This window comes from Veillonella sp. 3913, from assembly GCF_003992235.1.
GTDB lineage: Bacteria > Bacillota > Negativicutes > Veillonellales > Veillonellaceae > F0422.
In genome coordinates this window covers 1-26611 of the sequence record NZ_RQVF01000002.1, presented here as the reverse complement: position 1 = coordinate 26611, position 26611 = coordinate 1, and the positions used below count along the sequence as shown (strand labels likewise).

At 40.0% G+C, this 26611-nt stretch carries 20 protein-coding genes and 1 rRNA gene; 20 read left to right on the top strand and 1 reads right to left on the bottom strand.

All coding sequences use genetic code 11. The features are described from left to right. The first annotated feature begins 6 nt into the window (after nucleotides 1-6). The 18 genes from EO113_RS03300 to EO113_RS08115 all read left to right on the top strand — a co-directional run bounded on the left by EO113_RS03300 (nucleotide 7) and on the right by EO113_RS08115 (nucleotide 23537). Nucleotides 7-1182, top strand: a complete 1176-nt coding sequence (locus EO113_RS03300; protein WP_127135555.1) for an iron-containing alcohol dehydrogenase — start codon at nucleotides 7-9, stop codon at nucleotides 1180-1182. A 172-nt stretch (nucleotides 1183-1354) separates the two neighbouring features. Next, entirely contained in the window at nucleotides 1355-1828 is a 474-nt protein-coding gene (greA, locus tag EO113_RS03295) for a transcription elongation factor GreA (protein WP_062401428.1), read from the top strand. Between the two features lie 27 nt (nucleotides 1829-1855). Further along, nucleotides 1856-3376, top strand: a complete 1521-nt coding sequence (gene lysS, locus EO113_RS03290) for a lysine--tRNA ligase (protein WP_127135554.1) — start codon at nucleotides 1856-1858, stop codon at nucleotides 3374-3376. Nucleotides 3377-3598: 222 nt separating this feature from the next. Continuing rightward, nucleotides 3599-4876, top strand: a complete 1278-nt coding sequence (gene serS, locus EO113_RS03285) for a serine--tRNA ligase (RefSeq protein WP_127135553.1) — start codon at nucleotides 3599-3601, stop codon at nucleotides 4874-4876. A gap of 13 nt (nucleotides 4877-4889) precedes the next feature. Beyond that, a complete protein-coding gene (gene fsa / locus EO113_RS03280; RefSeq protein ID WP_009353803.1) occupies nucleotides 4890-5534 on the top strand; it encodes a fructose-6-phosphate aldolase in 645 nt (214 codons plus the stop codon). A gap of 23 nt (nucleotides 5535-5557) precedes the next feature. After that, on the top strand, nucleotides 5558-6520 hold the full coding sequence (gene glpX / locus EO113_RS03275) for a class II fructose-bisphosphatase (RefSeq protein ID WP_009353805.1): 963 nt from the start codon (nucleotides 5558-5560) through the stop codon (nucleotides 6518-6520). Between the two features lie 170 nt (nucleotides 6521-6690). Next, a complete protein-coding gene (murA, locus tag EO113_RS03270; protein WP_009353806.1) occupies nucleotides 6691-7947 on the top strand; it encodes a UDP-N-acetylglucosamine 1-carboxyvinyltransferase in 1257 nt (418 codons plus the stop codon). Then, nucleotides 7919-9091, top strand: a complete 1173-nt coding sequence (locus tag EO113_RS03265; RefSeq protein ID WP_127135552.1) for a rod shape-determining protein — start codon at nucleotides 7919-7921, stop codon at nucleotides 9089-9091. Before murA ends, EO113_RS03265 begins: the two co-directional genes overlap by 29 nt. Nucleotides 9092-9250: 159 nt before the next feature. Continuing rightward, the gene (locus EO113_RS03260) at nucleotides 9251-9541 is read left to right on the top strand and encodes a biotin/lipoyl-containing protein (protein WP_009353801.1); all 291 of its coding nucleotides are present in this window, start codon (nucleotides 9251-9253) and stop codon (nucleotides 9539-9541) included. Between the two features lie 32 nt (nucleotides 9542-9573). Continuing rightward, nucleotides 9574-11463: a SpoIVB peptidase S55 domain-containing protein gene (locus EO113_RS03255; protein ID WP_009353807.1), complete on the top strand. Its 1890-nt coding sequence runs from the start codon at nucleotides 9574-9576 to the stop codon at nucleotides 11461-11463. A 132-nt stretch (nucleotides 11464-11595) separates the two neighbouring features. Then, nucleotides 11596-12357, top strand: coding sequence for an ABC transporter permease (locus tag EO113_RS03250; RefSeq protein WP_009353821.1), 762 nt, complete (start codon nucleotides 11596-11598; stop codon nucleotides 12355-12357). A gap of 8 nt (nucleotides 12358-12365) precedes the next feature. Further along, nucleotides 12366-13130: an ABC transporter ATP-binding protein gene (locus tag EO113_RS03245; protein ID WP_009353808.1), complete on the top strand. Its 765-nt coding sequence runs from the start codon at nucleotides 12366-12368 to the stop codon at nucleotides 13128-13130. Next, nucleotides 13127-14431, top strand: coding sequence for an MlaD family protein (locus tag EO113_RS03240; RefSeq protein WP_127135551.1), 1305 nt, complete (start codon nucleotides 13127-13129; stop codon nucleotides 14429-14431). Before EO113_RS03245 ends, EO113_RS03240 begins: the two co-directional genes overlap by 4 nt. A 9-nt stretch (nucleotides 14432-14440) precedes the next feature. Then, nucleotides 14441-15856, top strand: coding sequence for a TolC family protein (locus tag EO113_RS03235; RefSeq protein WP_127135550.1), 1416 nt, complete (start codon nucleotides 14441-14443; stop codon nucleotides 15854-15856). A 25-nt stretch (nucleotides 15857-15881) separates the two neighbouring features. Beyond that, nucleotides 15882-20156, top strand: coding sequence for a translocation/assembly module TamB domain-containing protein (locus tag EO113_RS03230; RefSeq protein ID WP_127135549.1), 4275 nt, complete (start codon nucleotides 15882-15884; stop codon nucleotides 20154-20156). 13 nt (nucleotides 20157-20169) lie between these two features. Beyond that, a complete protein-coding gene (locus EO113_RS03225; RefSeq protein WP_009353815.1) occupies nucleotides 20170-20805 on the top strand; it encodes a sigma-70 family RNA polymerase sigma factor in 636 nt (211 codons plus the stop codon). Between the two features lie 466 nt (nucleotides 20806-21271). Then, the gene (gene thrS, locus EO113_RS03220) at nucleotides 21272-23182 is read left to right on the top strand and encodes a threonine--tRNA ligase (protein ID WP_127010153.1); all 1911 of its coding nucleotides are present in this window, start codon (nucleotides 21272-21274) and stop codon (nucleotides 23180-23182) included. Nucleotides 23183-23378: 196 nt separating this feature from the next. Beyond that, complete coding sequence (locus EO113_RS08115; protein ID WP_009353813.1) at nucleotides 23379-23537, top strand: hypothetical protein; 159 nt, start codon at nucleotides 23379-23381, stop codon at nucleotides 23535-23537. 195 nt (nucleotides 23538-23732) lie between these two features. Here the strand turns inward: EO113_RS08115 and EO113_RS03215 are convergent, their stop codons facing one another. Then, entirely contained in the window at nucleotides 23733-24452 is a 720-nt protein-coding gene (locus EO113_RS03215) for an SIMPL domain-containing protein (RefSeq protein ID WP_009353799.1), read from the bottom strand. A 140-nt stretch (nucleotides 24453-24592) separates the two neighbouring features. Here EO113_RS03215 and EO113_RS03210 point away from each other — a divergent pair, with 140 nt between their 5' ends. Then, on the top strand, nucleotides 24593-25333 hold the full coding sequence (locus EO113_RS03210) for an NADPH-dependent oxidoreductase (RefSeq protein ID WP_009353812.1): 741 nt from the start codon (nucleotides 24593-24595) through the stop codon (nucleotides 25331-25333). A gap of 976 nt (nucleotides 25334-26309) precedes the next feature. After that, nucleotides 26310-26611, top strand: a 16S ribosomal RNA gene (locus tag EO113_RS03205); the annotation flags it as partial.

Sequence of the window (26611 nt, the reverse complement as noted above, 5' to 3'; positions counted from 1 at the left end):
GGTCGAATGAAATCATTTATTTACCATAACCCAACCAAAATAGTGTTTGGCAAAGACTGTGTGAAGGAATCACTAGCAGCTGAATTAAGTCACTATGGAACACGAGTACTACTTACCTATGGTGGAGGTAGTATTAAAAAGAATGGCATTTATCATACGGTAAAAGAAGCCTTACAACAAGCTGGTAAGGAAGTGTTTGAGTTAAGTGGGATTATGTCAAATCCACGAACTACGAAAGTGCGTGAAGGGATTGCTTTATGCAAAGAACATAATATTGATTTTATTCTAGCCGTCGGTGGTGGTTCTGTTATTGATTGCACTAAATTCATTGCAGGTGGTGCTACCTTACCAGATACGGTTGACTTTTGGCAAACTTTCTTTTTAGACCATCAGCCTGTGATGGAGGCATTGCCATTTGGTGTAGTATTAACTATGGCAGCTACTGGCAGTGAAATGAATAATGGCGGTGTTATTACAGATTGGGAAACACAGAAAAAATTAAGCGGTTATGGACCGGCTTTGTTTCCACAATTTTCTATGTTAGACCCTACCTATACCTACACGTTACCGCGAGAGCAAGTTGCCTATGGCATCGTAGATATGTTGTCCCATTTATTGGAACAATATGTATCTACACCTGATGATGATAATGTGACAGATTCTGCCATCGAGGGAATTTTTAAAAATATCGTGCGCAATGGCAGGAAATCCATGGAATACTTAGAAGATTATGAAGCTCGTTCTAACATTATGTGGGGTGCTACCTTAGCCTTGAATCGTTCCTTAGGATTAGGCAAAGATCAAGACTGGATGACGCATGCCTTAGAGCACGCCCTGTCAGCTTTTTATGATATTCCTCATGGCGCAGGTCTGGCGATTATGCATCCAGCGTATTTGCGTTGGATTTTGCCCAATGCTACAGCGCGGTTGATGCGTTTTGCTAAGGAAGTGTGGGGCATTGAACAAGGCACTATGAGTGATACAGACTATGCATTAGCTGGTATCGAAGCCTTAGAAACATATTTCAAAGAAATAGGTGCGCCATCTACTTTGGAAGAAGTAGGGATTCCAAAAGGATCCTTACCGGATATTGCTGATAGTTGTGTTCGTTATCCTACAGCATATAGTAATCTTACACCTAAGGATGCGTTAGCTATCTATGAAAGTGTCTATAAAAAATAGGGTAAACTCCATGTGTGTCGTACAAGTATAGGCTTTCACATTGACATTTACAAGAGAAGTCAGTATAATTATAGCTATTGTTAATAAGAAATTTAAGTAACTTTTTCATAAGGGAGGCAGTGTCATGTGGCACTGTTTTCTGTATATGAGGAATAGAAATGGAGAGACATACATGGCAGAGGTAAAAGAAACCTTACTTACAGCCGAAGGGTTGAAGAAGCTGGAAGAAGAATTAAATTATTATAAATCTGTACGTCGAATCGAAGTGGCAGAGCGTATTAAAATTGCTATTTCCTACGGTGATATTTCAGAGAACTCTGAATATGATGATGCGAAAAACGAACAAGCTTTCATCGAAGGTCACATTATTGAATTGGAAAATAAAATTAATACAGCTAAAATCATTGATGAAAATGTAAAAGGCGATACAGTGACAGTAGGTAGTAAAGTAACTTTGTTAGACGAAGAGTTTAATGAAGAATTAGACTACACTATTGTAGGTTCTTCTGAAGCAGATCCTTTCAACAATCGTATTTCTAATGAATCCCCTGTAGGCGTGGCGATTTTAGGAAAAGCGAAAGGTGACAAAGTAGAAGTGAATACACCAGATGGTATGGTGAGTTTCAAAATATTAAGCATTCAATAAGGGTAAAGAAGTATAAGGAGGCCCCTCATGAGCGAAGAAAAACATGTGCCAGAACAATTGGATTTAAACGATCAAATGTTGGTACGCCGCGAAAAGTTGGCGCAATATGAAGAGGATAATATCTATCCATTTGGACAACGATTTGTTGTTCAACATAAGGCACTCCAAATTAAGGATGAATTCCGTGATTTTGATGGTCAACCAGTAGTGATTGCTGGTCGATTGATGACAATTCGTTCTCATGGTAAAACAGCCTTCGCTAATTTGCGCGATTTATCTGGCGATATTCAAGTATACTTCCGTAAAGATGTTATGGGAGAAGAGGATTACAAATATGTAAAAATGCTTGATATGGGAGATATTGTAGGTATCGAGGGCCATGTGTTTAAAACACAAAAAGGCGAAATTACAGTGAAAGTCAACAAATTGACTTTATTGTCTAAATCCCTTCGTCCATTACCAGAAAAATGGCATGGGTTGAAAGATACAGAACTTCGCTATCGCCAACGCTATGTGGATTTAATCGTAAATCCAAGCGTTCGTGATACATTTGTAAAACGTACGAAAATCGTAGCGAAAATTAGAGAGTATTTAAACAGCAAGCAATTCATGGAAGTAGAAACTCCTATGATGCATGCTATTCCAGGCGGTGCGGCAGCACGCCCATTCATTACACATCATAATGCCTTAGACATTGATATCTATATGCGTATTTCCCCTGAATTATACTTAAAACGTTTGATTGTTGGCGGTTTAGAGCGCGTATATGAAATTAACCGTTCTTTCCGTAATGAAGGCGTATCTATCCGTCATAATCCGGAATTTACTATGATGGAATCCTACCAAGCCTATGGCAACTTTGAAGATGCTATTGCTTTAACAGAAGGAGTGGTATCCTACTGTGCACAAGAAGTACTAGGTACGACAAAAATTAACTACCAAGGCATGGATATTGATTTGACTCCACCATGGAATCGCATCACTATGCAAGAGGGTATTAAACAATACACTGGGGAAGATTTTGATGCTATTGAAACATTGAGCGAAGCGCGTGCGATTGCAGACCGCTTAAATGTAGAATATGGTGAAGCCGATGGTATTGGTAAAATCATGAATTTATGTTTTGAAGAATATGTAGAAGAAAACTTGATGCAACCAACTGTAGTATATGGACATCCAGTTGAAATTTCTCCACTAGCAAAACAAAATCGTGAGAAACCATTGACTACAGAACGTTTTGAAATCTTCATTTATGGTCGTGAATTAGCCAATGGCTATTCCGAGTTAAATGACCCAATCGATCAAAAACAACGTTTTGAAAATCAATTAAAAGAACGTGAAGCGGGTGATGATGAAGCCCATCGTATGGATGAAGACTTTGTCACAGCTTTGGAATACGGTTTGCCGCCAACTGCAGGTTTGGGTATCGGTATCGACCGTCTAGTCATGTTCTTAACGGACTCTGCATCCATTCGTGATGTGTTGTTATTCCCTCTCATGAAACCAGAAGGGGTGAAAGTAGAAGAGGAAGAAACAGTAGAAGAATAATATATGTATGCGTAGGTCACAAGATATTGTGGGATGCGTAGATGGACAGCGACTAAACAGAAATGAGTTTGGTCGCTGTTTTGTTATCCTATGAGAGATAGGGAGAGGGCAAGAGGAAATTGCCCAAGTAAATGCCTATTAAGGTAGAAAAGTAATAGCAAATGTGCTAATATTAAAGGTAGATTAATTAAGTACTTAAATGAATTCTATGAGGTCATGATTATGTTGGATTTAAAATTTGTCCGTGAGAATATTGAAACGGTACAAGAAAACTTAGATCGTCGTCATACAACAGGCGACCTAGCTAGCTTTGTGAAGTTCTACGATGAAAGACGCGCTATCATCCAAGAAGTAGAACAATTGAAAGCAGTGCGTAATGCAGTAACGGCAGAAATCAGCCAATTAAAACGCAATAAAGAAAATGCAGATGATAAAATTGCAGAAATGCAAAGTGTAGGTGATGAAATCGGTGCATTGGATACTAAATTGCGTGACGTGGAAACAGAATTACAACAAGTGGCTTTGATGTTACCTAATATGTGTGATGCTTCTGTACCAGTAGGGGCTGATGAAAACGAAAATATCGAACAACGCCGTTGGGGTACGCCTCGCTCTTTTGACTTTGACGTAAAAGCGCATTGGGACCTAGGAGAATCCTTAGGAATTTTAGATTTTGAAAGAGCTGCTAAAGAAAGTGGTGCTCGTTTCACTATTTACAAAGGGATTGGTGCACGATTAGAACGTGCATTGATTAACTTTATGTTAGATATGCATGGTAGTGCTGGCTTCACAGAGATGATGACGCCTTACATTGTCACTCGTGAAACTTTGACGAATACAGGTCAGTTGCCAAAATTTGCTGAAGATATGTATAAAGTGGAAGGGGAAAATTACTTCCTCATTCCGACCGCAGAAGTTACATTGACAAACTATCATGCCAATGAAATTTTGTCAGCTGATGAATTGCCTAAATATTATACAGCATTTACAGCTTGTTTCCGTGCCGAAGCAGGGTCTGCTGGCCGTGATACACGTGGCTTAATCCGCCAGCATCAATTTAATAAAGTAGAATTAGTGAAATTTGCAAAACCAGAAGAATCTTTTGCAGAATTAGAAACGTTAACAGCGCAAGCAGAAAGTATTTTGCAAGTGTTAGAATTACCACATCGTGTTATTACATTGTGCACAGGTGATATGGGATTTGGTTCTGCTAAAACGTACGATATCGAAGTTTGGATGCCAAGCCAAGGGGTATATCGTGAAATTTCTTCTTGCTCAAACATGACGGATTTTCAAGCACGTCGTGGTAATATTAAATTCCGTCGTGAACAAAAAGGTAAACCAGAATTTGTACATACATTAAATGGATCTGGTTTAGCTGTAGGTCGTACAGTGGCTGCGATTTTGGAAAATAATCAAGAAGCAGATGGCTCTGTACGCATTCCAACAGCGCTTCAACCATATATGGGTGGTTTAACTCATATTCATCCAGAGGCTTAGAAAGGAGTCCGCTATGAAATTCTTCATTGATACAGCTAATTTTGATGATATTAAAGCAGCCTATGAAATGGGCTTTATTGCAGGGGTAACAACAAACCCGTCTTTAATCGTGAAAGAAAAACGTGACTTACACGAAGTGATTCAACAAATTGCTGATCTTGTAGAGGGACCAGTGAGTGCAGAGGTCATTGCTACAACAGCACCAGAAATGGTGAAAGAAGCCCATGAATTAATTAAGTTGGGTGATAATGTAGTGATTAAAGTGCCAATGACAGCAGAGGGCTTAAAAGCAGTAGCTGTGCTTTCTAAAGAGGGGATTAAAACGAATGTAACTTTAATTTTCTCTGCCAACCAAGCATTATTGGCAGCCCGTGCAGGTGCTACGTATGTAAGTCCTTTCGTTGGTCGAGTAGATGATATTTCTATGGACGGAATCCAATTAATCGAAGACATTGCTGAAATTTTTATGATTCATAATATTTCAACAGAAATCATTGCAGCTAGCGTTCGTACGCCAATGCATATGACACAATGTGCCAAAGCAGGTGCACATATTGCTACAGTGCCGTTTAATGTGTTACAACAATCCTTGAAACATCCATTAACAGATGCAGGATTAGCACGTTTTCTAGCGGATTGGGAAGCAGCCAATAAATAGTAGACATAAGTGGGAGGATCAAAATGGATCGCACATTAGCCTTAGAGTTTGTTCGTGTTACAGAAGCAGCGGCATTAAAAAGTGGTCGTTTATGTGGTCGTGGAGCCAAAGATGCAGCGGATCAATTAGCTGTTGATGGTATGCGCCAAACCTTCGATACAGTACCAATTTCTGGTACTGTTGTGATTGGAGAAGGTGAAATTGATGAAGCGCCAATGTTGTACATTGGTGAACGTGTTGGGGCAGGCGGAGAAGAAGTAGATATCGCCGTAGACCCTATTGAAGGCACGAATCTAATTGCAAAAGGTCAAAATGGTGCCATTGCTGTATTGGCCATTGCACCAAAAGGCGGTTTATTGCATGCTCCAGATATGTATATGGAAAAATTGTGTGTAGGACCACGCGCCAAAGGTGTGATCGACTTGAATGAATCCATGACTGAAAATTTGCGCCGTGTTGCCGCAAAAATGGAACGTGCTATTGATGATTTAACAGTCGTTATGTTGGATCGTGAACGTCATCAAGGTTTGATGGATGAATGTCGTGCTGCAGGGGCTCGGATTCGTTTGATCACGGACGGTGATGTGAACCCAGCTATGGAATGTGGGTTAGAAGGTTCTGGCATTCATATGGTTGTGGGTACTGGTGGAGCTCCAGAAGGGGTATTAGCAGCAGCTGCTTTAAAATGTACAGGTGGGGACATGCAAGCTCGTTTAAAACCAGCTACAGATGAAGAAATTCGTCGTTGTCATGAAATGGGAATCACTGATTTGAACAAAGTATTGACCATTGATGACTTAGTAAGTGGTGATGATGTTATCTTCTCCGCTACAGCCATCACAGAAGGAAATGTATTATCTTCTCTTAAATACTTCCCAGGTGGTGCTCGTACTCACTCCGTAGTGATGCGCTATAAAACAGGAACTGTTCGTTTTGTAGATACTATCCATCGATTGGATAAGAAGCTTTCTATGAAAGTGAAATAAATAGTATACATCTATTCTAGGAAAGGCCGTCATAAGACGGTCTTTTTCTTGCGCATAAAGGAAAGATTTAGTATACTAGAGTATGAATGTTTGTCAGTCAAAACATGTTTGAAAGGTGATGAGGTATCACCATTGAACGATAACAATAGATAAGATTAGGAGGAATTCAGTTGGAAAAGCTTATTATTCAAGGAGGTACGCCTCTACAAGGTCGTATTCGTGTAAGTAGTGCAAAAAATGCGGTACTACCAATTATTGCGGCGACTTTATTAGCGTCTACTCCAAGCACCCTGCTTGAAATTCCAGATTTGGAAGATGTTCATACTATTTGTGATGTGATTGCATCCCTTGGTGTGAAAGTAACAAAAGATGGAGAAAATATTACTTTTGATGCGTCTACTATTTCTGCTACAGAGGCGCCTTATGATTTAGTGCGTCGTATGCGTGCATCCTTTTTGGTGATGGGACCTTTATTGGCGCGCAAAGGGGAAGCTCGTATTGCCTTACCAGGTGGTTGTGCTATTGGCAGTCGTCCTATTGATTTGCATTTAAAAGCCTTTGAAGCACTAGGTGCGACTATCACTATGGGAGAAGGTTTTGTAGAAGCAAAGGCTCCAGAAGGATTAAAAGGTAATTTAATTTATTTAGATTTCCCAAGTGTAGGGGCCACTGAAAATGTAATTATGGCAGCGACTTTTGCAGAAGGGAAAACAATCATTGAAAATGCTGCAGAAGAACCAGAAATTGTTGATTTAGCTACCTTCTTAAATAGTATGGGTGCTAATATTCGCGGTGCTGGTACAGATGTGATTCGTATTGAAGGCGTCAAAGAATTAAAAGGTGCTGTGCATACAGTGATTCCAGACCGCATTGAAGCGGGTACTTATTTAATTGCTGCAGCTATGGCTGGTGGCGATGTATATGTAGAAAATGCCCTTTCGGAGCATTTAAAGCCAGTGGTAGCTAAGTTAAAAGAAGCTGGTGTTACGGTAGAAGAAGATATTGATGGTATTCGTGTTATCAGTAATGGACAGTTGAAAGCAACATCTATTAAAACCTTGCCATACCCTGGATTCCCTACAGATATGCAGGCTCAATTTATGGCTATGACGACGATTGCCAAAGGTACAAGTACTGTGATGGAAACAGTCTTTGAAAATCGTTTTATGCATGTGGATGAGTTGAAAAAAATGGGTGCTTCCATTGAGGTAGATGATCGTAAAGCTATCGTAACCGGTGTTGAACAATTGGTAGGTGCTGAAGTAGAAGCGACTGATTTACGTTGTGGTGCGGCTCTTGTGTGCGCAGGCTTAGCTGCTTCTGGGGTGACCAAAGTGGGGCAATTGACTCATATTGATCGTGGCTATGATAATTTAGTTACAAAATTAAAAGGAATAGGTGCTAACATTGTTCGGGTGGACGAGTAAGCAAAAAGAACCTCAAACAAAAGAGGATAGACGCAAACAACGTCGTGTACGTAGAAAACCAATAGGAACGACTACAAAACAAACATCTTTTAAACGAGAAAGTCGTCCTGTATCATTCCTTGAAAAAATGAGCCTTTTATGGACTACAGATATTGGCATCGATTTGGGAACTACCAATGTAGTCATGTATGTCAAAGGTCGAGGTATTGTCTTAGATGAGCCAGGATTTGTGGCTTGCGATACAAAGACTAGAGAAGTGATTGCCGTAGGTCATGAAGCACGAGCGATTTTAGGTAGAACCCCAGAGGGCATCGAAGTGATTCAGCCTTTGAAAGGTGGTGTCATTGCCGATTATGATACAACGGCTTATATGTTGCGTCATTTTATCCGCCGTGTAGTACCTGTATCGGGAATCATTCGTTCTCGCATCATAGCCTGTGTGCCATCTAGTATTACGCCAGTAGAAAAACGGGCTGTCTTAGAAGTATTATTACAAGCTGGGGCTCGTAAAATAGTTCTCATGGAAGAACCGTTAGCAGCAGCTATTGGGACAGGTTTGGATAAAGCGGAGCAAGTAGGTGCTATGGTGGTTGATATCGGTGGTGGGACTACGGATATTGCTGTGATTTGTGATTCTGGTGTGGTAGTCAGTGAGAGTTTGCGCATCGGTAGTGATACCTTTGATGAAGCATTACTACAATATATGAAGCGGAAGAAAAAATTACTGATAGGGCCACTCACTGCGGAAGATTTAAAAATCGAAGTGGGAACTGTAGATCCTAGGTCGGATGAGGAACGAGCTATCGTGCGAGGTCGACACAGTGTGACAGGCTTGCCACGGGCGGTGGAAATTACTTCAAAAGATATGAAGTTTGCTCTAGAAAGACCAGTGCAACATATCATTGAAGGAATCATTAGCATTTTAGAAAAAACACCTCCAGAATTATTGGCGCAAATTAATCACCATGGTATTATTTTGACTGGTGGAGGCTCTCAGCTTCGTGGTTTAGACCGAATGATTACAGAAAAAACGGGTCGTCCTGCTTATGTAGTGGAACATCCTAGGTATTCTGTTATCTTGGGCACAGGAAAAGCGCTATCAGAGTTGAATCAATTGCGCGATACCTTGGAAGAACTACGATAAGTGGTACTTGACTTCATGATTTTTTCATATACAAAGTTTATGATAAGGGAAGTAAGATAGTGTATGAAAAGATAGACTATTTTACTAGGAATTGATTGTTCTGACTCTTGAAAATATGATATACTGTACATGGAAGAAAATTGTAGGAGGTGTATATATATGAAAAAAGTTTTTCTATATAGTTTGGGGGCATTGTTAGCAGCATTTTTAGTGACATCTACGGCAGAGGCTGCACCAGTAAATCATGAAACTGTGTTATCTGGTGAAGTCGTATCTGTGGTTAGTGTAGGAACTTCTGTCAAAGAAGGGGACCCATTGCTAACAGTACAAACATTAGGGGGACCTATGGTAGCATCCCGTGCCACTGTGAACGGTGTGGTACAAACAGTCTCTGTGGAGCCAGGTGCTACAGTGGAACGAGGTCAAATTATAACAGTGATCAATAACTAATTATTAATAATCAATAAGAAGAGGCGATATAGATGCAATTACATCGTTTTTGGCGTCGGTACACTAAGGGTGTGCTGGCGCTCTTATTGTGTGGGGCTACTTTTACAAGTGCTCATGCAATAGAATTTATGAAAGTAGAGGATTTACACCGTGGCATGGTAGGTCATGCGGATACAGTAGTACAAGGGGATAAAATTGATTCTTTCAAAGTGGAAGTCCTAGGCGTTATGAAACAACGTGGCCCATCGGGGGATTTGATTTTAGTGAAAGTATCAGGTCCCATCATTGATGCATCGGGGGGGATTGTTCATGGTATGAGTGGTAGCCCCGTATACATTGATGGAAAATTGGTAGGTGCTGTTGCCTATGGCTGGGGATTTACAGACGGTACTTTGGGCATGGTAACACCTATCGATCAAATGGTGAAACTGTGGGATGAGAAATACCAAAAAGATTTACCGAATCCATGGAAAGATACACAATTGATTCCGTTGGGCACACCATTGATGGCAGATGGTTATGATGAAACATCCTTAGCATATTTGGGAACAAAATTTAAGGACTTTGGTTATAAAGGATATGCTACGGCTAGTGACAGCACGGATGATATTGTGAAACCAATGGTGCCTGGTGGCTCTATTGCGGCGTTACTGGTAAAAGGTGATTTGAAGATGGGCGCCGTGGGGACTGTTACCTATGTAGATAAGGATAAAGTAGTTGCCTTTGGACACCCATTTGATAAACGTGGCTCTACAGGTTATTTCATGAATAACTCCAGTATTTTTACAGTAGTAAAAAGTATAGATTCTGGTTTTAAATTGGGGTCCTTAGGGCGAGAAGTAGGTGTTATCACAGAAGATCGCGGGGCAGGTATTGCTGGTACCGTTGGGGTATTTGGAAAAGGTGTTCCTGTGCGTATGCAACTTCGTGATTTAGATCGTGGGGTAGAGCGAAATGCGGCGGTCACGGTTGTGGAATCTTCTAAACTAACGCCGACCTTGGTGGCGACCTCCGTATATAGCCTGCTGAACAAAACGCTAGACCGTGTAGGTGGTGGTACAGCTAAGATCAATATTAAGATTACACCTGTAGATCCTAAATTACCTACCTTAGAACGACGGAATATGGTGTACTCCAGTAGCTCAGTATCTGAAAAATCTATCGATGAATTATTCGATATTGTAGAAAGTTTAATGAATAATGCTTTCAAAGACTATGAAATCCGTGATATTCAAGTAGATGTACAAGTGGAAGAAGCAAAACGTACAGCTACGATCATCGATGCTAGTGCAGACCAAGTCATTGTATCTCCTGGGGACAACATTGTGATTACTGCCAATTTACAAGCCTACCGCGAAGGAAAGATTCAACGAGAAATTATCTTTAAAGTGCCAGAAGATCAAAAGCTAGGAACCTATACACTTGAAGTGCGTGGTGGTGGCGTGATTCCATTGCCATACTTGTTTGAAAAACAAAAATATAATTTGACAGATGAAATTGTAGAGCGATTGAAAGTGCATAAAAACTTTGATGAATATTTCAAAGATCTCAGTGAAGATGATCAGAATAACCAAATTGTAGCAGAGTTTTTAGCCGATGATATCAGTATGGTGGAAGAGTCTGGGGACAAGGCGAAAAAGCAACGCCTAGAAGCAGACGAGGAAGATGTGGACGATGATGAGTTGCCAAATGGAGGCAAACATAAAAAAGGTTTGAAAGCCTCTGATGATGACGAAAAAGAAAACAATGAAGCATCACGAGTGGTAGTAGATTATGTTGTCTTAGGTGATGGACAGTTTACGGTACAAGTGGTAGATAAAAAAGATCGAGACCATTTGCGTAAACAGCGGATCAAAGAAAAACTTTCAAATTTAAAAGAGAAAGTAAAAGCAGAAGAGTCAGACCAAAAGAAAAATAAATAGTCTTATCCGAAGAGAGCAGGAAGTGATATAGCATCATTTCCTGCTTTTATTTTGAAAACTCCGATGGTACTACTGCACATTCAAAGAGTTTTGTGATATACTGAAGATTGATACAAATACTCAGGAGGAACTATGATTTGGTTAACATGGATTGGTAAGCAAATGATCTTTTTCCTATCCCAGATAGGTGAGGCCATGTTGTTACTATGGAGAACCATAGGACAATTACCAAAAATAAATTGGAAACTCACAATCGAACAAATGGCACACTTAGGGGTGTATTCCTTGCCGATTTTATCATTAACTATGTTTTTTGCAGGCGCTGTGATGACATTGCAAATGGCAGATGTATTGATACACTATGGTGCACAGGGAACTGTGGGTGGTATTATGGCCATTGCTATGGGGCGCGAATTAGGCCCAGTTTTAGTTGGCGTTGTATTAGCAGGTCGTGTGGGTGCAGCTATTACGGCAGAGTTAGGAACTATGAAAGTAACAGAGCAAATCGATGCCTTAAAGGTCATGGCGGTTAACCCCATTGGGTATCTTGTAGTACCTCGTGTTGTAGCATGTATGATTATGGTGCCAATCTTGACATTTTATGGTGTTCTTATCGGTACAGGTGGGGGATACTTGGTAGCTACCATAGTGAAAGGACTAGCCGGTTCTACCTATTTAGACTCCATTCAAATTTTTGCGATCCTATCTGATTTGACGTACGGACTCATTAAATCTTGTGTGTTCGGAGCGGTTATTGCCCTAGTTGGATCTTATAAAGGCATGTACACAGATATGGGGGCAACTGCTGTTGGCTATGCTACTACTAGCTCTGTAGTAACCAGTATCATTTTAGTCTTTATATTAAATTACTTTTTATCAGTCTTATTATTCTAGGAGGACCTATGATTGAATTACAAAACGTGGTCCTAGCCTATGAGAATAGAATTATTTTAGACCATGTAGATTTAACTATCCATGATGGAGAAACTCTAGCTATTTTAGGAGGCTCTGGAGCGGGCAAAAGTACTTTGCTTAAATTGATTATCGGTCTTTTACGGCCTACCAGTGGTACTATTTTAGTAGATGATGTAGATATTACGAAAATCGATGAGAATGAATTCGATCGGTTGCGACAAACTATGGGGATGGTCTTTCAATACTCTGCGTTATTTGATTCTATGAGTGTAGGAGAGAATGTAGCCTTTGGACTACGCCAACATACGACGATGAGCGAAGAGGAGATTCAACGTACTGTAGCTAGAAAGCTACGTATGGTAGGATTGCCAAAGACTGAACAGTACATGCCTAGTGAACTATCAGGGGGGATGAAAAAACGGATTAGCTTGGCTCGTGCTATTGCTTTAGATCCTAAAATCATTCTATATGATGAACCGACATCAGGATTGGATCCGATTACATCGGGCACCATTAGTCGTTTAATACGGAGCATGCAATCTCATTTGCAATGTAGTTCTATCGTGGTCACTCACGATATGAACTCAGCCTTTTTTGTGGCAGACCGCATTGCCTTACTAGATAAAGGAAAGTTTATTGAAGTATCACCAACAGAAGAGTTTAGACATTCTAAGAATCCGAAGGTACAACAATTTATAGAGGGTCGTAAATCTGTGAAAACAGAGATACAAGAAGAAGGAGATATACCATGAAGTGGACAACAGAGGCGAAGGTAGGTCTATTTACCGTAGTGGGGGTAGTCCTATTTGCTGTGTGTATTGTATTTTTAGGACGATTTGATATATTTGCAGCTCCTACTATGCATATTGCTGGGAATTTTCAATCTGTAACGGGGTTGAAAGAAGGCAATACTGTGCGCTTTTCAGGGGTGAAAGTAGGGAAAGTCAAATCTATGCAAGTCACTGACAAAGGGATTACGGTGGCTATGGACATCGACAAGGATGTAAAAATTCCGACAGACTCTGCTTTTACCATGGAAAGTGATGGTATTTTAGGGGATAAATTCATCCAAATTACGCCAGGCCGTAGTACTTTGTATTTAGATGATGGTGCTTTCATTACAGGGGATGGAAAAAGTGAAATCGATAAAACCATGGCGCAAGCTACGAAATTGATGGAAGCGGCCACCACTACATTGCAATCCATGAATGGCATCATTGGTGATGAAAAAACACAAAGCGCTTTACGCAATGCCTTACAATCGACAGAGTTAATTGCTCAAAATACAGCAAATTTGACGGCTCAAATGAATGCTATGTTAGCGAATAATAGTGACAATATTTCAGCTTTAACAGCGAATATGGTAGGCATTACACGAAATATGGAATCCTTGACAAATCAAATGGATACGAATATGAAACAATTTAATGCAGATGGTCAAGCAGGAACAGAAATGCGTCAAATTGTGAATAATTTGAAAACTACTACAGATAGTATTTCAAAAATGGCAGGCGCTATGGAAGGCGTTGTAACAGACCCTAAAAGTGCGGCAGATATTAAGGAAACCTTACATAATACGGCACAGTTATCTACGAAGCTAAATCGTCTCACAGGAGGAGATGTGAAAGCAGGTTCGGATGGAAAAAAGTCGGATTTTAAGACGCAAATAGGAGCAGAGGTACTGTATAATCCAGAAGATAAAAAAGTTCGTACTGATGCCGATGTGCGCCTTATGACGAAAGATTCAGTATATACCTTAGGACTATCTAATGTAGGAAATGGATCGAATTTAGATGTGACGTATGGAAAGCAAGTCCTAGATAAAGTACAGTTACGAGGAGGTTTGTTTGATGGAAAATTAGGCGTCGGAGCTGATATTGATTTTGGTACACCCTTTTCTTTATCAGCAGCTTTGTTTGACTTGAGACATAGTTCTTATCGGATTCGTTCCGATATTCAATTATGGAAAGATACCTATGCGGTCGGTCAATGGACTTGGTATGGACATGACCATAACCGTGTGAATTATTTTGGGCTAAGAAAGACATTTTAGGAGGACCCAATGAATACAAAAATAATGACAGTAGCAGCGATGTTAGCAGCCTATGCATGTACAGTAGGAGCAGCGGCACCGCAAACAGATACAGTAAAATTAGTACATTTTCAAGAAAAAGCAACTGCGCAAGCAGCAATGATGACAAAGGCATATAAAAACCAAGCACAGACAAACAGTCAATCTGTGTCTATTACATTGCCACAATCCATTGCATTAGCATTGCAAAATAATAGAACCTTACATCAATCTCAATGGGATTATGAAGCGGCAATAGCACAAGTAGGAGTTGCGACTAGCGGTAGGAATCCAGTAGTGACGTATAATTATAGCGCTAACCATACAGGAAATGAAGTGAACGGTGTTAGTAAAACTGGAAATGCCTTTTCGCATCAATTAGGTGTGGGAGTATCTGTATTTAATCGTGCTTTGGATGCACAAATTGAAGCAGCTAAATATAGTCGTGATGGCAGTGGCGCAGCATTAACGGAAGCCGCACAAACAGCTAAATTAACGGCAGCAACTAATTATTTGTCCCTTATCATGTCTCGTAATAAGGTAAATGTAGCAGAACAAACAGTCCGTGATTACGAAGAACATTTAAAAAATGCTAACTTACAATATCAAGTAGGTATTGTATCTAAATCTGATGTACTGGCTACGAATACACGATTAGCGAATGCAAAAACTGCTTTAGTAGAAGCGAAAAACGCTGCTAATTTAGCAGAGGCAAAGTTCAATAATCATGTAGGATTGCCTGTATCTACACCAATCGTAACAGCAGACAAAGAATTAAGCTATGCACCATATGGTATTTCATTGGAATCTGCAAAATCTTATGGAGTAGCACATCGTGGTGCCATTGTACAAGCGGCAATGGCAGTGAAAGCAGCCGAAGAAAATGTAGGCCTTGCAGATGCTTCTGATATTCCAGTGGTGAAAGCCAATGCTAGCCGACGCATGAATGGTGCACATTGGGCTGGTAACGATAGCAAAGACTGGTCCGTAGGCGCTACCTTATCTTGGAATGTATGGGATGGGGGCCAATCAAAAGCTAATGTAAGTGCTGCTAAAGCAAAGTTAGAAAAAGCGAAAGAAGCCTATGCTCAAACTATTGAAACTGTACAACTGCAAATCCAAGAAGGATACTTAAATTTAAAAGCGGCAGAGCAAAAAATTCAAAGCACTCATGCAGCAGTAGAAGCAGGACAGGAAGATTTCCGTATTAAGACACTACGATATCGTTCTGGAGTGGGTACAAATGTGGATGTATTAGACGCAGAAACTTCCTTAGCAACGGCACGTAATAATTATGTAGATGCACTATATAACTACAATTTAAGTATTGCTACTTTAGAAAAAGCGATGGGTATTCCGGTTGACTCTGCTGTGGGTACTGGGGTAAATATCGTAAATCAGGGATAGTCATCTTACTAATATGAGGTAAATTATGAAGGGGAAACACTGGCTACTAGGTATTGTACTAAGTGGATGTGTAGCAGGCGTTGGATTCGGCTTACAACCATTGAGTGAAACTTATGTAGGACCTTATGTGCAAGAACAATTACATACAGCACTGAATGGAACTGTTTCCTATTCATCATTTCACATTGGTTGGGATGGTTCTGTTCAAATGAAAGATCTCAGTGTAGAAGATGCTAAGGGGCAATCTGTACTTACTGCGGACGCTTTGACCGTGTCTATACAATGGTTAAAGGTATTGCAATATCCTTTTGGACAGATATCACCAGATGCTTTGGTGGGAACGATTACTGTCTCCTCACCTCATGTGAATGTAGTACAAGATGAAACTGGACAATGGAATATACTGCAGTTGGTAAAAGAACGGGACTCAGAAGAACCTAGTCAATTTAGTGGATTGCTACGTGTAGAAAATGGAACGATTTCACTATTTTTGCCACAGGCAACGCCTTTATTGCTATCAGATGTGAATGGTACTGTCTTGGGTGATGGTGGTCATATGCTGGAGGGAGTCGTTGATGCTCATATTGGAAAGGATCAAATTCACTCCAAGATACAATGGGCGCTGGATGGCAGCGGTGATCGATCATTTTATGTGGAAACCCCACATTTAGATATAGCTCCTATAGTAAGTCGCATTTCTCTGCCAAGTGCAGTAAGCTCTATGACGGGTGATCTGACAGATGTTGCGTTGACAGTAACACAACGTGGTGGCTTCTGGTATGGTGAAGGAGGACTTTCCTTCCAAAACGTAGGGACGACCATCCAAGATCATCGATTGACATCTGGGAAAGGAAGCCTTCAAATCCATGGAGATGTTCTATTCTTAGACGGAATAGAAACGAATGTGAATGACGAGTATCTTCGTGTGAATGGCACCATACATCATATTTTTGATGAAGACCCTACCTTGCAATTGTCGGTAGGATTGAAAGAATGGAATCTTGCTTCTCAACTGCCAATGACAGGATATATTACAGCAGATGCACTGGTAACAGGTCCCGTGTCTAATGTAAAAGCCAGTGCAGATGTAGAGGTACGAGATATCACCTATGAAGGGATGACAGTAAACCGTGGGAAAGGACACCTTTCCTATGGTGACCAAGTCATCCATGTGAGGGATGCGGAACTGAATATGCAAGGTGGAACCGTGAAAGGTACTGGCTCGTATCATATAGATACAAAAGATTTCTTGGCACAGCTAAACTTACAAAATGTGTCTTTATATGGGCTACCTCTTGGAGGACAATCCTCTGTGCAGGGATCTGTCAGCGGTGATTTGACTGTGGAAGGACAGGGAGGTGCTATTTCAAATGTAGTGGGCTCTGTAAGGGGACGTCAAATTGGGTATCAATCTATTTTAGTGGATACTTTGGATGCTAGTGTATCTTGGGATGGTACACAACTAGTAGTACCTTATATGAATGGTAACTGGAGTAGGGGGACATTCACCGGTAGTGGTCGCTTAGGAAATGGAACATTTGGACTTAGCCTATACGGTACTCATATCGGACTAGAACAATTTAATGGATGGTCACCTAAACCTTTGGGAGGCACTGTATCCATGGAAGCAAACTTGCAGGGATCCTTAGAGAACCCTACAGGGACTGTTACTATTGCGGGAGATGCACTTTCTTATGGGGTAACACAGTTTGACCGTATGTTTGTGAAAGCAAATATAGAGGATAAAAAACTGCATATCCTTGACGGTGATTTAGAATATAAAAAAAGCATCTATGATGTGCGAGGAACTATCAATTTAGATGGAGACCAAGATGTGGATATCAAAGGCTCTGCGAAGGATGTACGTATTGAAGACATATTGCCAAACTTTACAGATATTCCTATGACGGGATGGATTCACACAGATGTACATATAGAAGGTACCTTACAGCGTCCTAAAGTAAATGGATATGTGAAAGCCTGGGATGGTTCTATATATGGAAAACTGTTTGAATCTATTGAAGGATATTATGCATATAAGGATGGGCACTTACATTTACCAAGGTTGGACATTACTACCTATGGTTCCTCTATTGTGGTAGATGGGGATATACAAAACAAACAGTTAGATATTAATTTTGTAGGTGATGCGGTGCCGATTGAACCCTTTATTCGGGATGCGGGTCTCAACATGGTTGGCTATGTAGGCGCAGAAGGACATCTAGGTGGAACTGTGGATGCACCTATCTTTGAGGGCGTGGTACAGTCAGATGTTATGCAGGTGAAGGATACTACATTGCATGATATATCGGGTGCTGTGTACATTACGCCGAAAGTGGTACATCTACAAGGACTGACTTTCACGGGCAGCGGCACTAGTCAATATGAAGTAAAAGGTGGAGTTCAACTGGATGAATCGAAACGCTTATTTGGTTATGTTCGTGTACGAGATGGAGAATTGCAACAGTTATTAGCATTAAGTAATGCAAATGTACCAGATGTAAATGGCAAGTTGCAGGCGACCATTGATTTAGGTGGTACTAGTGACAGCCCAAGGTTAGATGTAAAAGGATCTCTCGAAAATACAACTATTCGTGATGAAGTAGTGGGAACTGCTACACTGGATGTGGGCTATGGTGGACGTACCATTGATATCCGTACGTTTAATTTACCTATTAAAGAAGGGCTTATTGCTGGTAAAGGTAAAGCTGATTTAGATGGGGTTACAGATATTCAGTTAGTAGCATCAAAAGTGCCTGTGGGAACTATCTTGCCTATAGTAACATCAGATGTCAATGGACAAGGAAACTGGAACTTTATTATTAATGTACAGGGTCCTACGAAATCTCCAAAGGTAGAGTTTTCTAGTGAAATAGAACAAGCCGTCATCAATGGTATAAGCTTGGATCAGTTAAGCATCTTAGGTAATATGGAAGACCAAGTGGTATCGATCCAACAAGGGATGATCAAGAAAGCGGATTCTTCTATTAAAGTGCGTGGTAAATTACCTTTGAGTGCATTGGTAACCAATGAATATGTGTCTGATGATGCGAGTAAGCAATTTGATGTTTATGTGGATATGAATGAAGCGAACTTGTCAGTACTTCCGTTGATGTTTAAAGAGGTACAGTCTGGAGAAGGGGCTATTCGTGGTATTGTTCATGTAACAGGAAACTCTGCGAATGTATTAGCTAATGGTACGATCGAATTAGCGAATGGATCTATGCAGCTTAAATCCTTAAAGAAACCATTGACGCAGTTAAAGGGGCAGCTATTATTCCGTGGTAATCATGTTGATATTACAGGAAGTACTACCATGGGGAAAGGTAATGCTGGCGTATCTGGAAATATAGGATGGACAGGTTCTCGAATTACTTCTTATGATGGTGCATTACAAATGAAAGGTATAGAAATTGGTCATGAATTCTATACCGGCCCATTGGAAGGCGAATTGTATATGATCAATAGAAATGATTTGCCAACCTTAGTAGGCGTCATCAACCTTCATGATGTGGTAGGATCTATACCTTTATCCTTTAGTAGTTCAGAGACATCGATTCCATTGGGGCTAGATGTAACTATCAATGCTAAAAACAATGTGAGATTATATAATCCATTGCTTTATGATATGTACTTACAAGGGCAGGTAAAATTTGAAGGTACCTTAGGAGAACCAAAGGCAAGTGGTAAGCTATCTGTGAATAAAGGGCATGTAAAATATTTGAAAAATCGTTTTAAAATTACTGAAGGGCAAGCCAAGTTTGTCACAGGTAGTGTGATTCCTGAGCTGAATGTACGAAGTATGGCGAATGTAAAGAACTATCGTGTATCCTTGCAAGCAGAAGGCCCTGCTACACAGATGAGATTAAAGCTGACTTCGGAACCTAATTTATCGGAACGTCAAATTATTTCTTTGTTGACTTTTGGACGTAATGTAGGTAATGCCAGCGGTGTTACATCAGATGATGCGAATGCATTGCTTACCTCTAGTTTACAGTCCTTGGCTTTTGGGTATATTGAAGATGTATTGCAAGATACATTGGGCTTAGATTTGGTAAATATTACTACAGGCTCTTTGGATGGAAAAGACTCTCGTGATTTCCAAGAGAAAAATAACTTTAATGTGACCATAGGTAAATATGTAGTGCCAGATTTGATGATTACCTTAACTAGAGGGCTAAAAAACGATCATGTATCATATGGTTTTCAGTATGATATCAATCGTAATGTCAGTGCTACAGGATGGTTTAATAATGAAAATAAACGCTATTTAGGGGCGCAGTGGCGCTATCGATTCTAAAGGAGGTGAAGGTATGCTTAATGATTATATTGCCAGTGTGGATAAAATTGAATTATTGTCATGGGAAGAAGAACAACAGCTTTGGAAATCCTATGAAGAACATGAAGATATGCAGGCTCGCATGACGATCATAGAGCATTACCAACCATTAGTATTGAAAGAAGCCAATGTATATCAATCCTCTAAGATAGATATGATGGATTGTATTCAAGAGGGCACGATTGGCCTAATTGAGGCAGTAGAGCGCTATGACTCCCAAAAAGGAGTAGCTTTTTCCCTCTATGCAGTGCATCGTATTCGTGGACGCATATTAGACTATCTTCGCAAAGAAGGTAAGGAAGGCATTGTGTTACAAACTGAATCAGAAGATGGAGAAACTTGGTGGGAACAACTGCCTGCGGAGGGACCTTCTACAGAAATTGTTTGCGAGGAACGCATGTATGGGGATATGGTAACCTCTGCCATGAAACAGTTGCCTTTAGCGGAGCAACATGTAGTGGAAGAAGTGTATTACAAAGATCACAGTGTAGCATCTATTGCAGACACAATGGAGTGCAGTCATAGTTATATTCATCGATTGCGAAGAAAAGGATTAGCCCGGCTCAAAGGTTTGTTAGAAACGGCTAAAGAGACATGGGATAAAAGTTGATTCTATTGTTCAAGTCTTAAGAGCATATACATAGTACTACTCAATGGCCAGTTCTCGGACAGGGTGCAGAGAGTAGTACTTTTTTATAGGGAATTAATTACATCGAAAAAAATCGCTTGACAGATATATAGTTTGGAGTTACTATATTTGTATTATACATATAGAACAGTGATGCGAAGGACATGACCCTAACCATCTATACTTTCAGAGAAAGATACCTTGGCTGTGAGTATCTAGTGTAGACTTAGACGTTACCACCTTCAAACTGGTTTGGTGAAGGCTTAGCTTGTAATCAAATCCGTGTGGACCCGTTATCGTCCGTAAGAGTGAGTCCTATCAATAGGGACTAACTAGGGTGGAACCGCGAAGATCTTCGTCCCTTGTGTGGGAGAAGGTCTTTTTTTGTTGGTAAAAAAGTATTGCCATCCCCAATGGCATAGTAGTATTAGACCTAGGGAGGTAACCTATGAGTGAAGTAAATATCATTTTACCTGATGGAAGTTCTAAAGCTTTTGCAGCTGGAACTACATTGGGTGAAGCAGTAAAACAACTATCAAACAGCTTAGCAAAAAAAGTATTAGCCGCTGATGTAAATGGAGAATTAACAGACCTTCGTGAAGTATTGGTGGATGGTTCTAAGGTAAGCTTTTTAACATTTGCAGAAGATGGTGGTAAACATGCATTCCGTCATACAGCATCTCATGTGATGGCGCAAGCAGTAAAACGTTTGTGGCCTGATGCGCAATTGGCCATTGGACCAGCTATCGAGAACGGTTTCTACTATGACATCGATATGGAACATAAATTAGTGCCAGAAGATTTACCGAAAATCGAAGCGGAAATGAGCCGTATTGTAAAAGAAAACTTGCCTATCGAAAAAGTATTGATGGAACGTCAAGAAGCACTAGATTTCTTCGCAGCTAAACAGGAAAATTATAAAGTAGAGTTAATCAATGATTTGCCTGCTGATGCAGTGATTTCTGCGTATAAACAAGGTGAGTTTACTGACCTTTGCGCAGGTCCACACTTGGCAAGTACTGGTAAAGTAAAAGCTTTTAAATTACAAAGTATTGCAGGTGCATACTGGCGTGGCGATGAAAAAAATAAAATGTTGCAACGTATCTATGGTACTGCCTTTGAAAAGAAAGAAGAACTAGAAGAATACTTACACTTATTAGAAGAAGCAGCTCGTCGTGATCATCGTAAATTAGGTAAAGAGCTTGGCTTGTTCGTTATCAAAGAAGAAGGACCAGGATTCCCATTCTTCTTGCCAAAAGGTATGGCAGTACGAAATGCCTTAGAAGATTTCTGGCGTGAAGTACATCATGACTATGATTATGAAGAGGTTCGTACTCCAATCATCTTAAGCCAACATTTGTGGGAAACATCTGGTCACTGGTTCCATTACCGTGAAAATATGTACACAACACAAATCGACGGAGCAGAATATGCCATAAAACCAATGAACTGCCCAGGCGGTATCTTGGTGTATGCAAACGATATGCATTCCTATCGTGATTTGCCGATTCGTATGGCAGAACTTGGTTTAGTACATCGCCATGAATTGAGTGGTGCTTTACATGGTTTATTCCGTGTACGTAGCTTTACACAAGATGATGCCCATGTATTCATGACTCCATCTCAAATTAAAGAAGAGTTAATGAGCGTTATCGACTTATTCGGTCGTATCTACTCTCAATTTGGCTTGTCCTATCATGTAGAGTTAAGTACAAAACCAGAAGGCGCTATTGGCGACGATGCAATCTGGGAATTAGCAACAGAAGCATTGCGTGAAGCTATCGAAGCAAAAGGTATTCCATATCGTATCAACGAAGGTGATGGCGCGTTCTATGGTCCTAAACTAGATTTCCATATTCGCGATTCTATCGGCCGTACATGGCAATGTGGTACTATCCAATTGGATATGAACTTGCCAGAACGTTTTAACTTGGAATATATCGCAGAAGATGGTCAAAAACATCGTCCAATCATGATTCACCGTGCATGCTTTGGTTCTATGGAACGTTTCATTGGTATCTTGATTGAACACTTTGCAGGGGCATTCCCAACTTGGATGGCACCAGTACAAGTGAAAATCCTTCCGATCAGTGAAAAACATGTAGAATATGCTGAAAAATTACGTAAAGCATTTAAAGATGCCTATGTGCGTGTGGAACTAGATGATCGTAGTGAAAAAATTGGTTACAAAATCCGTCAAGCACAAATGGAAAAAGTATCCTACATGCTTGTGGTAGGTGACAAAGAAGTGGAAGAAGGAAAAGTAGCTGTTCGTAAACGTGGCGTAGGCGAACAAGGTGCGATTCCTTGGGAAGAATTCTTGGCAAATATCCAACAAGAAATTAAAGATCGTGCATAATCACTAAAATAAATAGGATAGTATGGAGGCACTTTGCGTGAATCTGATACATGGATCCTAGTGGATTTTTGATGATATAAGTATTGTGTATACATATGAAAAGCATCTTCACAAGAAGGTGCTTTTCATCATATAATACAATTAGAAAGAAATTGGTCTTTCCTTTTCTAGTATTCCGAGTAGAGGTGATGGAATCATGATTACATTTGACGATGCAGAAAAGCAAAAATTAAGTCCTGAGGATTTAAAAAAATTAAAGAAGCATAATGATATCAATGAATGGCCGTGTCCATTATCAGATGATATGAAAAAGCAAATGCATGATAGCTTTAAAGTTGTGCCTAAGAAAAAATAAGAAAAAGCCGTAGCGACTGAGGATTGTTTTCGCTACGGCTTTTTTTAGAAAAATGAAGAAACGCCATACACAGGATGACGTTTCTCGTAGGGGTGATATTTATATAGTAAGTAATATGTATAACATGCATCATTAGATGTGTATGTGAATGCATATATTTTGGCAATCAGATAGTTGTATCAAGAGATATAGATTCTATTGCAGATAGAATACTACATTTGCTGTTTTGTTGGCGGACATATCTCCCTTCTCTATAGGTGTAGAGCTAGATAAATCCATAGATTTTACTGCAAGCATAGCATATCTAGGGTTTACCTCCATAGTCTGTGTGCGTGTAGTTCCTAAGCTTGCGGATTTAACAGGACCTAGTTCGCGACCAAGAGATTTTGCAATCACTTCCGCTTGGTGGCGTGCATCACTAATGGCAGATGTAGATAATTGATCTTCTATCTCCTGGGATACATCGGTTTGGAAGGTAAGGGAATTAATATCAGAAGCGCCACTAGCAATAGCTGCGTCGATGGCTTTTCCAATAGATGATGTGTCATACACCCTTACAACAACAGTGTTGTTTACATTATAACCATTTAATTTTGAGTTCCCATCAATGTAATCGTAATTAGGATTGATGGTAATGTTAGAAGTTTGTATGTTATTTTTAGAAACTCCTACATGTTGTAAAGAAGAGATGAGTTTAGACATAACAGCATCATTTTGTGCTTTGGCAGCCTGTACAGAGGTGTTTTTGTTGGATACTCCTAAATTGAGTAATGCATAGGAGGGTGCTACTTGTCGAATAGCTTGGCCTGTGACAGAAATTTCTCCTGGTGCCATATCTGCTGCCATAGCTCCCAAGGTAGCAGATGCCATAAATGCACCGATAGTGAAAGCTTTCAAAAAAAATGAATGTTTCATAAAATCGTCCTTTCTATATGATGTACCTGTTGACAAAGAAAAAATAAGTACCCTACAATGGTATATATACAGTACATCTAGTATTTGTTATTATACTACATAAACTATGTGAAAGTATGATGAAGGTTAGGAGTAAAACTATGAACCCTATTGATATTATGTTAGATCATAAAAGTATTCGACAATATAAACCGATGAGAGTATCTCCGCAACATTTAAGTATTTTGTTAGATGTAGCGAAACGGACAGCCACAAGCATGGGGATGCAAACATTCAGTATCATCCGTATTGTAAAGCCAGAAATTAAAGAAGCCATTGCAGCGGTATGCAAACAAGAGTATGTGAAAGGTATGCCTGAATTGTTTGTATTTGTGGTGGATGCATATCGAAATGCACAAATTATGAAAGAAAAAGGACTGGATCTTGATACAGCAAATGATGCAGATCGATTCTTCCAAGGGTGGACAGATGCCTGTTTAGCGGCACAAAATATGGTGACTGCAGCAGAGCTGGCAGGATATGGTACAGTATATTTGGGAAGTATCTTAAACGATGCAGAAAAAATGATTGAAATTTTGAACCTACCTGAATTAACATTCCCTGTAGTAGGACTTGGACTGGGTATGGCGGACCAAAAACCAGCATTGAAACCACGCATGCCAAGAGAAGCAAATGTATTTGATGATGAATATAGTACGTTTGATAATTATCATGAGCTATTAGAAGATTATGATGAAGAAATGAATCAATACTATGATCTTCGTAGTCCTAATTATCCTTTGCCTAAATTTACAGACCAAGTAGTGGGGCGATTACAAATGAAGGATGAGAAGCGCAGTGCCTTGGTGGAAATTGCAAAAGCTCAAGGGTTTCACTTGTAATGCTATTCTGCCTTATGGCGTTTTTGCGATGTAATGAAAGAAAAGACCGCAATACACCTTCTCAGAAACGGTATTTCATAATGTATCGTCATTTGTAATGCTATGTAGCCTGTGGCTAATTAAACTTAATAAGATAAATTGAAGAGCACGGTATACTCCTCACAAACGGTATTACATAATGTTTGTTCGGAGCACACCGTGCTCTTCTTGTATATGTGTAATTTAGATAGTAAAAACGCCACAAAGCTACTACACATAACTGCGTTCCTCTAGGAAAGGTTTGTGAGTGGTTATTTGGAGGCTTACCGTGCTCTTCTTACATTTGTATGATTAAGTTAATAACACTGCCACAAGGCGTTCTACACATAACTGCATTCTAGGGTGGGAGATGCTGAGATCTTATGATGTTTGGGGAATTTAAGTAGTAAGGAACTCCACAAACTATTCTATGTATAACTACGTTACTCAGAAGAAACATAAGTATTGCTGGCACATGGTGTTATAAATCCGATTATAATTAGAAGCAGGAGGTGTACATTATGCTTTAGCTTAGATATACTTAATTTAGTTGTTTTAAGTAGGGCTAGATTATATAGGGTGAGTTCTATAGAAAACATATATGAAAAATAGTAAAAAGTAGGGTTGCAAATTATTGGTAAATAGCATATAATACTTTTAGTGCTTGAGACACAAGCACTTTTAATTTTCTTACGGCTTAGTAACTAAGAAAATTAAAAAAGATTAAAAATAACTGTTGACACGATATTGTGAATCTGTTATTATAATCTAGTCGCCACAACACAGTGTTGTAAAGGCGAAGTTGATCTTTGAAAACTGAACAATAAAAGGTAATTACTTCGAAAGAAGTAAACATAAGCCAGAGTGCGGGTTTCACATAGTTGAAACCAACCAAAAAAATTCTAGCCAAGTAATTGGCAACAACGAAAATAAATGAGCTATCAAATAGCTTCAAGATATCTTGGAGAGTTTGATCCTGGCTCAGGACGAACGCTGGCGGCGTGCTTAACACATGCAAGTCGAACGGACAGACAGAGAGCTTGCTCTCTTGAAGTTAGTGGCGAACGGGTGAGTAACGCGTAATCAACCTGCCCTTCAGAGGGGGATAACAACGGGAAACCGTTGCTAATACCGCGTACGATTCACAGGCGGCATCGCTTGTGAATGAAAGGTGGCCTCTATGTATAAGCTATCGCTGAAGGAGGGGATTGCGTCTGATTAGCTAGTTGGAGGGGTAACGGCCCACCAAGGCAATGATCA

Excerpts from the sequence above, each read along its gene's own strand:
- lysS (WP_127135554.1), top strand. The coding sequence starts at position 1,856 with ATGAGCGAAGAAAAACATGTGCCAGAACAATTGGATTTAAACGATCAA.
- EO113_RS03240 (WP_127135551.1), top strand. The coding sequence starts at position 13,127 with ATGAAGTGGACAACAGAGGCGAAGGTAGGTCTATTTACCGTAGTGGGG.
- EO113_RS03245 (WP_009353808.1), top strand. The coding sequence starts at position 12,366 with ATGATTGAATTACAAAACGTGGTCCTAGCCTATGAGAATAGAATTATT.
- EO113_RS03260 (WP_009353801.1), top strand. The coding sequence starts at position 9,251 with ATGAAAAAAGTTTTTCTATATAGTTTGGGGGCATTGTTAGCAGCATTT.
- EO113_RS03250 (WP_009353821.1), top strand. The coding sequence starts at position 11,596 with ATGATTTGGTTAACATGGATTGGTAAGCAAATGATCTTTTTCCTATCC.
- EO113_RS03300 (WP_127135555.1), top strand. The coding sequence starts at position 7 with ATGAAATCATTTATTTACCATAACCCAACCAAAATAGTGTTTGGCAAA.
- EO113_RS03225 (WP_009353815.1), top strand. The coding sequence starts at position 20,170 with ATGCTTAATGATTATATTGCCAGTGTGGATAAAATTGAATTATTGTCA.
- EO113_RS03235 (WP_127135550.1), top strand. The coding sequence starts at position 14,441 with ATGAATACAAAAATAATGACAGTAGCAGCGATGTTAGCAGCCTATGCA.
- EO113_RS03230 (WP_127135549.1), top strand. The coding sequence starts at position 15,882 with ATGAAGGGGAAACACTGGCTACTAGGTATTGTACTAAGTGGATGTGTA.
- greA (WP_062401428.1), top strand. The coding sequence starts at position 1,355 with ATGGCAGAGGTAAAAGAAACCTTACTTACAGCCGAAGGGTTGAAGAAG.
- fsa (WP_009353803.1), top strand. The coding sequence starts at position 4,890 with ATGAAATTCTTCATTGATACAGCTAATTTTGATGATATTAAAGCAGCC.
- glpX (WP_009353805.1), top strand. The coding sequence starts at position 5,558 with ATGGATCGCACATTAGCCTTAGAGTTTGTTCGTGTTACAGAAGCAGCG.
- serS (WP_127135553.1), top strand. The coding sequence starts at position 3,599 with ATGTTGGATTTAAAATTTGTCCGTGAGAATATTGAAACGGTACAAGAA.
- EO113_RS08115 (WP_009353813.1), top strand. The coding sequence starts at position 23,379 with ATGATTACATTTGACGATGCAGAAAAGCAAAAATTAAGTCCTGAGGAT.
- EO113_RS03255 (WP_009353807.1), top strand. The coding sequence starts at position 9,574 with ATGCAATTACATCGTTTTTGGCGTCGGTACACTAAGGGTGTGCTGGCG.
- EO113_RS03210 (WP_009353812.1), top strand. The coding sequence starts at position 24,593 with ATGAACCCTATTGATATTATGTTAGATCATAAAAGTATTCGACAATAT.
- thrS (WP_127010153.1), top strand. The coding sequence starts at position 21,272 with ATGAGTGAAGTAAATATCATTTTACCTGATGGAAGTTCTAAAGCTTTT.
- EO113_RS03215 (WP_009353799.1), bottom strand. The coding sequence starts at position 24,452 with ATGAAACATTCATTTTTTTTGAAAGCTTTCACTATCGGTGCATTTATG.